The organism is Streptomyces sp. SM1 (genome assembly GCF_002910825.1).
GTDB lineage: Bacteria > Actinomycetota > Actinomycetes > Streptomycetales > Streptomycetaceae > Streptomyces > Streptomyces okerensis.
Window position 1 is genome coordinate 1 of record NZ_NEUB01000741.1, and the last position, 11,783, is coordinate 11,783.

The 11,783-nt window shown below is 71.3% G+C and carries 11 protein-coding genes, 1 other RNA gene and 1 pseudogene; 3 read left to right on the forward strand and 10 right to left on the reverse strand.

The window, feature by feature from the left end; translation table 11 throughout:
- Together B9S61_RS21795 and B9S61_RS21800 are read right to left on the reverse strand one after the other, a co-directional pair.
- Positions 1 to 331 (reverse strand): annotated as a pseudogene (locus tag B9S61_RS21795) (hypothetical protein); the annotation flags it as partial.
- A gap of 178 nt (positions 332 to 509) precedes the next feature.
- On the reverse strand, positions 510 to 1,478 hold the full coding sequence (locus B9S61_RS21800; RefSeq protein WP_103543771.1) for a LysR family transcriptional regulator: 969 nt from the start codon (positions 1,476 to 1,478) through the stop codon (positions 510 to 512).
- A gap of 83 nt (positions 1,479 to 1,561) precedes the next feature.
- On the opposite strand from B9S61_RS21800, the gene B9S61_RS21805 reads away from it, so the two are divergent.
- A complete protein-coding gene (locus B9S61_RS21805; RefSeq protein ID WP_103543772.1) occupies positions 1,562 to 2,884 on the forward strand; it encodes an MFS transporter in 1,323 nt (440 codons plus the stop codon).
- An 88-nt stretch (positions 2,885 to 2,972) separates the two neighbouring features.
- A complete protein-coding gene (locus tag B9S61_RS21810; RefSeq protein WP_103543773.1) occupies positions 2,973 to 3,977 on the forward strand; it encodes a LacI family DNA-binding transcriptional regulator in 1,005 nt (334 codons plus the stop codon).
- A gap of 40 nt (positions 3,978 to 4,017) precedes the next feature.
- Here the strand turns inward: B9S61_RS21810 and B9S61_RS21815 are convergent, their stop codons facing one another.
- From B9S61_RS21815 to ftsE, 6 genes are all read right to left on the reverse strand, one after another.
- Positions 4,018 to 5,013 (reverse strand): PHB depolymerase family esterase, encoded by a 996-nt coding sequence (locus B9S61_RS21815; protein ID WP_181007472.1) that lies wholly within the window; start codon positions 5,011 to 5,013, stop codon positions 4,018 to 4,020.
- Positions 5,014 to 5,144: 131 nt separating this feature from the next.
- Positions 5,145 to 5,548: a transfer-messenger RNA gene (ssrA, locus tag B9S61_RS21820) on the reverse strand.
- Between the two features lie 104 nt (positions 5,549 to 5,652).
- Positions 5,653 to 6,132: an SsrA-binding protein SmpB gene (smpB, locus tag B9S61_RS21825; protein ID WP_103543774.1), complete on the reverse strand. Its 480-nt coding sequence runs from the start codon at positions 6,130 to 6,132 to the stop codon at positions 5,653 to 5,655.
- A gap of 46 nt (positions 6,133 to 6,178) precedes the next feature.
- The gene (locus B9S61_RS21830) at positions 6,179 to 7,366 is read right to left on the reverse strand and encodes a S41 family peptidase (protein WP_181007473.1); all 1,188 of its coding nucleotides are present in this window, start codon (positions 7,364 to 7,366) and stop codon (positions 6,179 to 6,181) included.
- A gap of 67 nt (positions 7,367 to 7,433) precedes the next feature.
- Complete coding sequence (ftsX, locus tag B9S61_RS21835; protein WP_103543776.1) at positions 7,434 to 8,351, reverse strand: permease-like cell division protein FtsX; 918 nt, start codon at positions 8,349 to 8,351, stop codon at positions 7,434 to 7,436.
- A gap of 29 nt (positions 8,352 to 8,380) precedes the next feature.
- On the reverse strand, positions 8,381 to 9,070 hold the full coding sequence (ftsE, locus tag B9S61_RS21840; RefSeq protein ID WP_103543777.1) for a cell division ATP-binding protein FtsE: 690 nt from the start codon (positions 9,068 to 9,070) through the stop codon (positions 8,381 to 8,383).
- A 321-nt stretch (positions 9,071 to 9,391) separates the two neighbouring features.
- On the opposite strand from ftsE, the gene B9S61_RS21845 reads away from it, so the two are divergent.
- A complete protein-coding gene (locus tag B9S61_RS21845) occupies positions 9,392 to 9,586 on the forward strand; it encodes a hypothetical protein (protein ID WP_103543778.1) in 195 nt (64 codons plus the stop codon).
- Between the two features lie 94 nt (positions 9,587 to 9,680).
- On the opposite strand, the gene B9S61_RS21850 is transcribed toward B9S61_RS21845, so the two are convergent.
- Both B9S61_RS21850 and prfB read right to left on the reverse strand, forming a co-directional pair.
- On the reverse strand, positions 9,681 to 10,301 hold the full coding sequence (locus B9S61_RS21850; RefSeq protein WP_103543779.1) for a hypothetical protein: 621 nt from the start codon (positions 10,299 to 10,301) through the stop codon (positions 9,681 to 9,683).
- 308 nt (positions 10,302 to 10,609) lie between these two features.
- Positions 10,610 to 11,716 (reverse strand): peptide chain release factor 2, encoded by a 1,107-nt coding sequence (gene prfB, locus B9S61_RS21855; protein ID WP_103543780.1) that lies wholly within the window; start codon positions 11,714 to 11,716, stop codon positions 10,610 to 10,612.
- Between the last annotated feature and the right edge of the window lie 67 nt (positions 11,717 to 11,783).

Sequence of the window (11,783 nt, forward strand, 5' to 3'; positions counted from 1 at the left end):
CCGCGGGGCGCGGACCGCCCACGGGCTCCTCGCCGGGGCCGGCGGAACGATGAGCGTCGCGCGGGCCGTCCGCCCGCACACCGCCCGGCGACTTCTGCCGCTCGCCGTACGGGGAGTCACCGCGCAGGGATACCGTGTGGTCCGCGTCCCGGGCGGCGGGGCCGCGCGGCGGCTGGTTCGTGACGGCGGGGAAGACTCCGAGCCGGGCCCAGCGGTCCTCGATCGAGCCGGTCTCCGCGGAGTCCCCGCCTTCGTCGTCGTCCGGAAGTTCCTCGGTCGCCGTTGCGTCCTCGAGCTCTCCCGGTTGGGTATCTTCCCGCCACTTTTCCACGCGCACGCACTTCCCCCAGGGACAGTTCCGGGTGCGCGTACGACCTGAGCACCAGCCGCCGGACCGGGCCCCCACCCACCCCGAGCGCCCCGTTTATCACACTGTGCTCAGGCATTGAATGTAGCGCACGCGGAGGTTCCGTGTGTGCCATGCGCCTTTTCGTGTCAATTGCGAGACATCACGGGGACGCCATCACAACAGAGTCGCCGGCCGGAATCCATCTCTCCTCCGGCATCCGCAGCCAGCCCCGGTCCGCGCCGACGGCCGCCGCGGCCCGCCGAAGTCCCTCCAGAGCGGGATGAACGATTCCCTTCCGCCATACAAGGGATACGGGCGACAGAGGGACCGGGTCCACGAGAGGCCGCAGCACCGTCGACGGCAGCGACGGGAAGTCCACGACCGCGAGGATCGGATGACGCGTTCTGGCCATCACCCGCTGGAACTCCTCCTCCCCGACGGCCAGCGGCGCGGGCGGTGCGAGCGTGATGCCCCGCCCCTGGAACAGCTGTCGCGCGAGGTCGGTCCACTCCGGTGTACGGGGGTTCCCGGCCCCGGCGTACACCGTCTCGCCGGCCAGCGAGGCCAGCGGCACCTCGGTCAGCGGGGCCAGCGGGTGGTCCACGGGCAGCACGACCGCCATCGGCTCGTACCGCACCGGCTGCTGGTCGAGCCCGGAGCGCAGCGCCGGGGCGAGTCCCGCGAACCGTCCGAACGACGCGTCGAGCCGCCCCGCGAGCAGTTCCGCCGCCGCCCAGGTCAGTCCGCTCTCGTAGCGGGCCATCAGCTCGTGCCCGGGCATGAGTTCACGGGCCCGGTGCAGCACCTGGCGCGGGGTCCGAAGACCCGGGGAGTTGAGGTCGACCAGCAGGGGGCGGGCCTGCCCGGCGGCGGCGAGCAGGTCGTCCTGCGCCTGGAGCACCGCGCGGGCGTACGGCAGCAGCCGCTCGCCGTCGGCGGTGAGCGCCACCTGGCGGGTGGTCCGGACGAACAGCTCGCAGCCCAGCTCCCGTTCCAGCCGCCGTACATCCCGGCTGAGCGCCTGCTGGGCGACGTAGAGGCGCGCGGCGGCACGGGTGAAGTGCAGTTCGTCGGCGACCGTCACGAAGGCGCGCAGCAGACGCGGGTCGAGGTGGGCGGGGGCGGCCATCCGGCGAACTTACAACAATGGTGCGTGAATCGGCGCCGGGAAGGTGTTGGACCGGCCGCGCGACCGGGGGCGACGGTGGAGCCATGCCTCAGCCGACATCCCGGGACACCCCCCTGTTCACGGTCACCGCCGACACCCTGGTCGTCGTCGACCTCGCCCCGCGCACCCCCGGCCGACGCCGCGCGAAGGGCCCGTACCGCCACCTCTTCGCGCTGCCCGGCGCCCGCGCCTTCACGGCGGGGAACCTGATCGCCCGGCTGCCGATGGGCATGTTCGGTGTGAGCGCGGTCATCATGATCGCCGGGACACGGGGCTCGTACGCCCTGGCCGGCGCCGTCACCGCGACGGGGCTGGCCGCGACGGCGGCGGTCGCGCCGTGGACCGCGCGCCTGGTCGACCGGTACGGGCAGGCCCGTACCGCCCTGCCGGCCACGGTGCTCGCCGTGCTCGGCTCCCTCGCGCTGCTGCTCTGCGTACGTCACGGCGCCCCCGACTGGGCCCTGTTCGCCTCCTACGCCGCCACCGCCACCACTCCCAACACCGGCGGCATGTCCCGGGCCCGCTGGGCACACCTGCTGAAGGGGAGCCCCGGGGCCCTGCACACCGCCAACTCCTTCGAACAGGCCGCGGACGAACTGTGCTTCATGCTCGGCCCGGTGCTCGCGGCCTTCCTGTGCACGGCGTTCTTCCCGGAGGCGGGCACACTCGCCGGCGCCGTGCTGCTGCTGACGGGTGTGCTGCTGTTCACCGCGCAGCGGTCGACCGAGCCGCCGGTCGTGCGGCGTTCCACCGCGCGGGCGCCACTGCGGGCACCCGGCATGCGGCCGCTGCTCCTCGTGTGCCTGGCGACGGGCGCGGTGTTCGGCTCGATGGAGGTGGTGACCCTGGCGTTCGCGGACGAACGGGGGCACCGCGCGGCGTCCGGCGCCGTGCTGGCGCTCCAGGCGGCCGGCTCCTGCGCGGCGGGACTGCTGTACGGGGCGACGCGCCCGGCCGGGTCCGCGCGGTCCCGGCTGCCGTGGTGTCTGGCCGCGATGACCGCGCTCATGACGCTGCCGCTGCTCGCGGCCGGGCTCACCGGCTCGCTGCCGGTGCTCGCGGCGGCGCTCCTGGTCGCCGGGATGGCGACCGCCCCGACGATGGTCACCACCATGACCCTGGTGCAGCGGTACACCCCCGAGGGCCGGCTGAACGAGGGCATGACGCTCGCGGTCACCGGTCTGCTCGCCGGGATCGCCTGCGGCAGCGCGGCCGGCGGCTGGACCGTGGAGCACGTCTCGGCGACGGCCGGGTACGGCGTACCGGTGGCGGCGGCCGCGGCCGCGGCCGCCCTCCTGGCCGCCGTGTGCGCCCTGGCCCCGGTCGGTTCGCCGAATCGCTCCACCGATTCCCGCGCACCCCATTGACGACCACAGTTCCCGCACATACCTTCACCCGTCGAAGCGCTTCGAAACCGCTTTCCCCCCCCACGGACAGCGCAGTGAGGACACCCCGATGGTGAAGATCACCGATGTGGCCCGGCGCGCCGGGGTCTCCCCGAGCACCGTCTCGTACGCGCTCAGCGGCAAGCGGCCGATCTCCGACGCGACGCGGCGCCGGGTCCAGGCGGCCGTGCACGAACTGGGCTACCGCGCGGACGCCGGCCGCGTGCGCGCGGGCCGCGGATCGAAGGTGCTGGCCCTCGCCGTCCCGATGCGCCCCGGCATCCACGTGCCGGTGATGACGCGGCTGGCGGTGTCGGTGGTCACCGCCGCCCGCGCCCACGACCACGACGTCCTGCTGCTCACCCAGGGGGACGGTGAGGAGGGGATCGGGCGCGTCGCCGAGACGGGTCTCGCGGACGCGGTGATCGTGACGGACGTACAGCTCCACGACCCCCGGCTGCCGTTGCTGCGTTCCCGTTCCCTCCTGTCGGTACCGATCGGCGTACCGGCCGAGCCGGAGGGGCTGACCTGTGTCGACCTGGACTTCCGGGCGGCCGGTGAGCTGTGCGTGGAGCATCTGGCGCGGCTCGGGCACCGGGTGGTGGCGCTGGTCGGTTCCCCGCCGGAGGTGTACGTCCGGCGGACCGCGTTCGCGCGGCGGCTCGTGGAGGGGTTCACCTCGGCCGCGGACCGGCACCGGCTCACCTCCGCCGTGCACCCGTGCGGCACCGGCCGGGAGGACGCCCGCGCGCTCACCGAGCGGCTGCTGCGCGAACTGCCCGCGCTGACCGCGGTGGTGGTGCACAACGAACCGCTCCTCGACCCGCTGACCGACGCGTTCGAGCGGCTGGAGGTGCGCATCCCCGGCGATCTGTCCCTCACCGCCGTCTGCCCGGCACCGGTGGCCGCGGCGGCCCGGCTGCCGCTCACCTCGGTCGCCGTGCCGTCCGCCGAACTGGGCGCCCGCGCGGTGCGCCTGCTGATGCGGAAGCTGTCCGGTGCTCCCGTGCCGGGGGCCACCCTGCTGCCGCCGCGTCTGACGGAACGGGCGAGCACGGCACCGCGCGGGGTGTGACACACCCAGCACGTCACCGCGCGGGGTGTGACACACCGGTTCAGCCCAGTTCCCAGGCCTTTCCGAGCCGGTACGCCGCGCACAGGCCCACGTCCAGGAAGTACGCCCCGGCCGTCCCGCACTGCTCGTCCCCGGTGCCGGGGTCGACGGGCTGGCCGTGTCCCATGCCGGTGAGGCTGTACGTCTCGACGACCGCGTTCCCGTCCGGGCCGCGGAAGACCTGGTGCGGGTGGCCGGCGACGGTGTCGCTGACGTCGGCGGTGCGGTCGGCGCCGTGCACGTCGGTCCACTGTTCCACCAGGCCGGTCATGTTGGCGGGCCTCACCGTGTAGTCGGCCGTGCCGTGCAGGACGGTGAGCGCGGGCCAGGGACCGGTGTAACCCGGCCGCGCGGCACGCGCCCGGTCGCCCCACTGCCCCGGGGTCTGCGTCGCACCGACGTACATGCACACGTACGGCGACCCGGCGGCCTCGGCGCACCCGTACGGCAGCCCGGCGACGACACCGCCCGCGGCGAACTTCTCCGGGTACGTGGCCATCATCACGGCGGTCATCGCGCCGCCGGCGGACAGCCCCGTGACGTACACCCGCGAGGGGTCGCCGGAGACGTCGGCGAGCTGCCGGTCGACCATCTGGGCGAGGGAGGCGGCCTCGCCCTGTCCACGCCGGATGTCGTTGTTCCGGAACCAGTTGAAGCACTGGCTGAGGTTGTTGCCGCTCCGCTGCTGCGGCAGCACGACGGAGAAGCCCCAGCGGTCGGCGAGCCGGGTCCAGCCCGTGCCGGAGGCGTATCCGGCGGCGTTCTGGGTGCAGCCGTGCAGGGCGACGACCACGGGCCGGCCGGCGGGCAGCCCGTCGGGGACGTAGCGGTACATCCGCAGGGCGCCGGGGTTGCCGCCGAAGCCGGTGACCTCCTGGAGGGAGGCGGCGGAGACGGCGGTGGCGGCCGGGGCGGGCGGTGCGAGAAGGACGGAGAGGAGGACGGCCAGGAGGGCCGTCAGCACGGTGGGGCGCAGTGCGGCTCTGGTCTGTGTCATGAGGAGAGAAGGTAGAAGGGTGAACCACCCCTCGATATGGGTCCGGGACCCACATCCTCCCGCCCCGACCATGTGGCCGCATGACAAAGGCCCCGCCGCTTTGAGCGACGGGGCCTCTGCCCACATGGGATGAGTGGAGATGGCGGGAATCGAACCCGCGTCCAACGGTGCGGAACCAGGGCTTCTCCGTGTGCAGTCGACTGTGCTTTTCTCGGCCCCGGAGATCACGCCGACAAGTCTCCGACGGGCTCAGTCACTGTGTGGTTTCCCTCTTCACCCCGTGACCGGGATCAAGGTTTAGTCCCCTAGCTGATGCCAGGATCCGGGTCGGGAACATCCCCGGGCTGACACTCCCTTAAGTAGGGGAGCCGCTGCTCGCTACCTGAAAATCAGGCAGCGAGGGCGAGCTCGCCCTGGGAGACAGATCGCTTAGAATTGGCGATTGTTTTTTTCGGCCTGTGGTTTACGAGATCATGGCCGCTTCCTCGACACGCTTCCCCTGCTTCGACAGCCGCTGTCGAAACCGATCATCCCCATGTTTTTTTCTCAAGGTACGCACCCGCTGTGGGGTGCGGTTGCCATCGTACGTGACCAACGCGGGTCGGTGCCAGCGTATTCCCCGGCCCTCCCCGCGACGGCCTACGCCCGCTGCTTCCTGCGGACCGCCGAGATCGCCCGGTCGGTCTCGCGCCGGTCCTGCTTCTCCCGCAGCGTCTGCCGCTTGTCGTACTCCTTCTTGCCCTTGGCCAGCGCGATCTCGACCTTCGCGCGGCCGTCCTTGAAGTACAGGGCGAGCGGCACGATGGTGTGCCCCGTCTCCTGGGACTTGGACTGCAGCTTGTCGATCTCCTCGCGGTGCAGCAGGAGCTTCCGCTTGCGCCGCGCGGTGTGGTTGGTCCAGGTGCCCTGGCTGTACTCCGGCACGTGCACGTTGTGCAGCCACGCCTCGTGGTCGGTGAGCTGGACGAAGCCGTCCACCAGCGACGCCCGTCCCTGACGCAGGGACTTCACCTCCGTACCGGTGAGGACCAGACCGGCCTCGTAGGTGTCGATGATGAGGTAGTCGTGCCGCGCCTTCTTGTTCTGCGCGATCAGCTTGCGCCCTTTTTCCTTAGCCATAGTGCCGCCCATTTTCGCACTACGGAGGGGGTCTGCGGGAAGCCGATTATCGCCCGGGCGCCGGGGGCCCGTCCTGGCGCCCGAGTCCGCTGAGGACCGTCTCGGCCCGCTGGAGCGGCTTCTCGTCGGCCTCCAGGTCGGGAGTGAGGCCGTGGCCGTCGACGCCCCGGCCGGAGGGAGTGCGGTAGTGGCCGACGGTCAGCTCGGCCACGGAGCCGTCGGGCAGCGTGGTCGGCATCTGGACCGAGCCCTTGCCGAAGGTGCGGGAGCCCATGACGACGGCCCGCCCACGGTCCTGCAGGGCGCCGGTGAGAAGCTCGGCCGCGCTCATCGTCCCGCCGTCGACGAGCGCGACGAGGGGCCGGACCGTGTCGCCGCCGGGCTCGGCGTGCAGGGCGCGCTGCTCGCCGTCGACGTCGTACGTGGCGACCAGGCCGCCGTCGAGGAAGGCGGAGGCCACGGTGGCCGCCTCGGCGACCAGCCCGCCGGAGTTGCCCCGCAGGTCGAGAACGATCCCGGCGCCGGCCGGGGCCCCCCGTACGGCGGTGCGGACCTCTTCGCCGGAACCCCTGGTGAAGGCGCCGACCCTGATGACGGTGGCGCCGGAGCCGAGCGCGCGGACGGTGACGGTGTCCCGGGACAGCCGGGCCCGGCGTACGGTCTCGTCCCACGCGCGCGTGCCGCGTTCCAGTCCGAGGCGGACGGTGGTGCCGGCGCCGTCGCCCGCGGTGTCGCCGCGCAGCAGGGAGACGACCTCGGTGACCGGCCGGCCGTCGACCTGTTCGCCGTCGACGCTCCGCAGCCGGTCCCCCGCGCGGATGCCCGCCTCGGCGGCGGGCGTGTCACGGCCCACCCTCGTCACCTCGATCCGGCCGTCCCGCTCGCGGGCCCACAGGCCGACGCCGGTGTAGCGGCCGTCCAGCGACTCCTCGAACTCCTCGTACTCACCCGGGGAGTAGACGGCGGCCCAGCGGTCCCCGCTGCGGCTGACGGCGAGCTGGGCGGCCTCCATCGGGGACGTGCCGTCGGCGGCGGCCTCCTCGGCCGCCCGGGCGACCTCCGCGTGGTGGCCCGCGGGAGCGGTCGCGGGTGCCCCGTCCACCGCGTCCTGCCGGTCCGTCCCCGGGAGGCTGCCGGTGGCCGCACCGGCGGCCAGCACGCTCGCGAACACCAAGGTCAGGGCTGCCCCGCGGCCGACGCGGCGGGGCTGACAGAACAGGGCACGACCTGACATGCCGGTGAGTCTAGGACAACGCGAAGGGGCGCACGGCGGGTTGACCGCACGCCCCTCTTGGCAAGAGTCACACCTTCAGGTACTTGCGCAGTGCGAAGAACGCGGCCAGGGCCGGCATGAGCAGACTTGTCGCGAGGATCAGCGGGAGCTTCGTCAGTACGGCGTCCCAGCCGATGAAGTTGATCAGATTCAGCTTCTCGGACAGGGCCAGTCCGTGGTCGATGATGAAGTACCGCGCGACGAGCAGGAATCCGCACGCGAGCGAGCCGCCGATGAGTCCGGCGACCGCGGCCTCCATGATGAACGGCGCCTGGATGTAGAAGCCGGAGGCGCCGACCAGGCGCATGATGCCGGTCTCGCGGCGGCGGCTGAACGCCGAGACGCGCACCGTGTTCACGATCAGCATCAGGGCGACCACCAGCATGAGCGCCATCACCGCGAGGGCGGCCAGGTTCATGCCTTCCAGCAGCCCGAAGAGGTTGTCCAGGAGGCCCTTCTGGTCCTGCACCGACTGCACACCGTCCCGCCCGTCGAAGGCGGTCGCGATGACCTGGTACTTCTCCGGGTCCTTCAGCTTGATGCGGTACGACTCCTGCATCTGGTCCGGCGTGAGGGAGCTGGCCAGCGGGGAGTCGCCGAACTGCTCCTTGTAGTGCTTGTACGCCTCGTCCTGCGACTCGTACGACACCGAGTCCACGACCGACATCTTCTCCAGGTCGGTCTTGATCTGACCTTTCTGGTCGTCGGTCACCGCGCCCTTGGCGCAGCTGGGGTCGGACTCGGCGTCGCTCTTGTTGCACAGGAAGATGGAGACGTTGACCTTGTTGTACCAGTAGCCCTTCATCGTGTTCACCTGGTCGCTCATCAGGAGCGACCCGCCGAACAGGGCGAGCGACAGGGCGACGGAGACGACGACGGCGAAGGTCATCGTCAGGTTGCGGCGGAGACCGACGCCGATCTCCGACAGAACGAACTGGGCGCGCATGGCGTCTGATCAAGCCTTTCCGTGGAGCGTCAGTGCTGGTAGCCGTAGACGCCGCGTGCCTGGTCGCGGACGAGACGGCCCTTCTCCAGCTCGATGACGCGCTTGCGCATCTGGTCCACGATGTTCTGGTCGTGCGTCGCCATCACCACGGTGGTGCCCGTCCGGTTGATGCGGTCGAGCAGCTTCATGATGCCGACGGAGGTCTGCGGGTCGAGGTTGCCGGTGGGCTCGTCGCAGATGAGCAGCTTCGGCCGGTTGACGAAGGCCCGCGCGATGGCGACGCGCTGCTGCTCACCACCGGAGAGCTCGCCCGGCATGCGGTCCTCCTTGCCGCCGAGCCCGACGAGGTCGAGCACCTGCGGCACGGACTTGCGGATCTCACCGCGCGACTTGCCGATGACCTCCTGCGCGAAGGCGACGTTCTCGGCGACCGTCTTGTTCGGCAGCAGGCGGAAGTCCTGGAACACGGTCCCCAGCTGGCGCCGGATCTGCGGCACCTTCCAGTTGGAGACGCGGGCGAGGTCCTTGCCCAGGACGTGCACCTGTCCGTGGCTGGCCCGCTCCTCGCGGAGGATCAGCCGCAGGAAGGTGGACTTTCCGGAGCCGGAGGACCCCACGAGGAACACGAACTCGCCCTTCTCGACCTCCAGGGTGACGTCCCTGAGGGCTGGGCGGTTCTGTTTGGGGTAGGCCTTGGACACGTTGTCGAATCGGATCACGGGTGCACCACGGTTAGCCGGGGGTAGATGAGCGTGACCTTACGCGACCCGGGGAGCCCGGCGCAGTCACCGCAGGGGGTTGCGTAACCCTTGCGCGCTTTTGTTCCCGCGCCGGATGCGCGGAGCCCTCCGGGGGTGTGGGGGACCGCGCCACCGACTCCCCCGCGCCGCGGCCGCTGAACCACCCGGATCCGCCCGCGTCCACCCCGTTCCGGGCCACCCTGCGCAGCCTCCGCGGGAACCTGGCACAGTGGAAGGGGGGAACGTTCACGCGGACGTGGGCGTTGTTGTGACTGTATCCGGTGCGAGGAGGGCGAGCGCATGACGTACGACCGGCTGGTGTGCGCGAACTGCGCCGCGCCCGTGAGCGAGGGCCGGTGCCCGGTGTGCCGTGCGAACCGCGAGCGGCTGCAGCAGGAGAACAACTTCTTCGCGGGGCTGAACCCCGTCACGCTGATCGCCCTGCTGGCGGTGCTGATCGCGGCGGTGGCGCTGCTCGCCCAGCAGACCGCCTGAGCGGCCCCGAACAGGACGAAGGGCCCGGAACGCGAGTGCGTTCCGGGCCCTTCGCCTTACGTCACGCGCACGGTGTGCGCACACGCGGCCACCGTCAGGCGGCAGCGCCGCCGCGGCCGGTCATCAGGCGCGGCAGCACCCGGAAGCCGATACCGCCGGCGATCATCGTGGCGGCGCCGATCACCAGGAAGGTGGTCTCGGCGGCGCCGGTCTCGGCGAGCTCCTTGCCGTTGCCCTGCGCCGCGGTGGCCGGGACGTCGTCGCCGGTGTCGGTGAGGGACGAGGAGCCCTCACCCTGCGGTGAGGCACCGCCGTCGGGGTCGGCGGCGTTGCCACCGTTGCCGTTGCCCGGGGTGGTCGGGTCCTCGGTGGGCTCCTCGGTGGGCTCGGTGGGCTCCCCCGGCTCGCTGGGCGCCGGCTCGGTGGGCTCCTCCGGCTCGCTGGGCTCCGGCTCGGTGGGGACCTCCGGCTCGCTGGGCGCCGGCTCGGTGGGCTCCTCCGGCTCGCTGGGCTCCGGCTCGGTCGGGATTCCCGGGTCGTCGTCGTCCCCGTCGAGGCCCGCCTTGATTCCGAGGCCGAGGCCTGCGTCGTTGGCCTCGGCGCTCACGCCGAGGTCGAGTGCGGAGGCGGCGCCCGCCGCGGTCAGCGAGGCACCGGCCGCGATCACGGCACCGGCCGCGATCCGAGCGACACGGATCCGCGTCTTCTTGGTCATGTGGTTGCTACCCCCAGTAGCTCATCGTCAGTGAGGCGGCGCCCGGGGCCGTGATCGACGGAGGCTGCTGCGTGAGGCGCCCCCGGTTCACATGCGCCCCGGAGATACGCATGCCGCGCTTCACCCTTCCCACTTTCCAAAAGAACGTCAAGGCCGTTGCGTACGCGATGTCCTGCTACGCACGCTTTGCGGAACCAGGAAGCCGCGACTGTGACATAAAACCCGCAGACCCCGACACAGAAAGGCAACTGCCACCCGGTGGACGGCAGTTGCCTTGTCGACAAATCGGCGTTCGCGCGGGGGGGGGGTTACTTCTCCTGCTGCTTGCGCCAGCGAATTCCGGCCTCGAGGAAACCGTCGATCTCACCGTTGAACACGGCCTCGGGGTTGCCGACTTCGTGTTCCGTGCGCAGGTCCTTGACCATCTGGTACGGGTGCAGCACGTACGAACGCATCTGGTTGCCCCAGGAGTTGCCGCCGTCGCCCTTGAGGGCGTCCATCTTGGCCTGCTCCTCCTGACGCCGCCGCTCCAGCAGCTTGGCCTGGAGGACGTTCATCGCGGTGGCCTTGTTCTGGATCTGCGAGCGCTCGTTCTGGCAGGAGACCACGATGCCGGTGGGGATGTGGGTGAGCCGCACCGCGGAGTCGGTGGTGTTCACGCCCTGGCCGCCGGGGCCGGAGGAGCGGTAGACGTCCACGCGCAGTTCGGACTCGTCGATCTCGATGTGGTCGGTCTGCTCGACCACGGGAAGGATCTCGACGCCGGCGAAGGAGGTCTGGCGGCGGCCCTGGTTGTCGAAGGGCGAGATGCGCACGAGGCGGTGGGTGCCCTGCTCGACGGAGAGCGTGCCGTAGGCGTAGGGCACCTGGACGGAGAAGGTGGTCGACTTGATGCCGGCCTCTTCCGCGTACGACGTCTCGATCAGCTCGGTCTTGTAGCCGTGCTGCTCGGCCCAGCGCAGGTACATGCGCTGGAGCTTCTCGGCGAAGTCGGCGGCGTCGACGCCGCCGGCCTCCGCGCGGATGTTGACGAGCGCCTCACGGGAGTCGTACTCACCGCTGAGCAGCGTCCGGACCTCCATCTCGTCCAGTGCCTTGCGGACCGCGGTGAGCTCGGACTCGGCCTCCGCGCGGGTGTCCGGGTCGTCCTCCTCCTCGGCCATCTCGAACAGCACGGAGAGATCGTCGATCCGGCCCCGGAGCGTCTCGGCCTTCCGCACCTCGGCCTGGAGGTGGGAGAGCTTGCTGGTGATCTTCTGCGCTTCGTCCGGGTTGTCCCACAGGGACGGCGCTGCCGCCTGCTCCTCGAGCACGGCGATGTCTGCCCTCAGCTTGTCGAGGTCCAGGACGGCCTCGATCGACTCCATGGTCGAGGAGAGGGACTTGAGCTCTTCGGATACATCGACGACTGCCACGCCCTCCAGCGTAACGGCTCCGCGTACCGGGCCACGCCGGGCGGCCCGGTACGTGCGCGGGACGGGC

Excerpts from the sequence above, each read along its gene's own strand:
- B9S61_RS21800 (WP_103543771.1), bottom strand. The coding sequence starts at position 1,478 with ATGGCCGCCCCCGCCCACCTCGACCCGCGTCTGCTGCGCGCCTTCGTG.
- B9S61_RS21805 (WP_103543772.1), top strand. The coding sequence starts at position 1,562 with ATGCCTCAGCCGACATCCCGGGACACCCCCCTGTTCACGGTCACCGCC.
- B9S61_RS21810 (WP_103543773.1), top strand. The coding sequence starts at position 2,973 with ATGGTGAAGATCACCGATGTGGCCCGGCGCGCCGGGGTCTCCCCGAGC.
- B9S61_RS21815 (WP_181007472.1), bottom strand. The coding sequence starts at position 5,013 with ATGACACAGACCAGAGCCGCACTGCGCCCCACCGTGCTGACGGCCCTC.
- smpB (WP_103543774.1), bottom strand. The coding sequence starts at position 6,132 with ATGGCTAAGGAAAAAGGGCGCAAGCTGATCGCGCAGAACAAGAAGGCG.
- B9S61_RS21830 (WP_181007473.1), bottom strand. The coding sequence starts at position 7,366 with ATGTCAGGTCGTGCCCTGTTCTGTCAGCCCCGCCGCGTCGGCCGCGGG.
- ftsX (WP_103543776.1), bottom strand. The coding sequence starts at position 8,351 with ATGCGCGCCCAGTTCGTTCTGTCGGAGATCGGCGTCGGTCTCCGCCGC.
- B9S61_RS21845 (WP_103543778.1), top strand. The coding sequence starts at position 9,392 with ATGACGTACGACCGGCTGGTGTGCGCGAACTGCGCCGCGCCCGTGAGC.
- B9S61_RS21850 (WP_103543779.1), bottom strand. The coding sequence starts at position 10,301 with ATGACCAAGAAGACGCGGATCCGTGTCGCTCGGATCGCGGCCGGTGCC.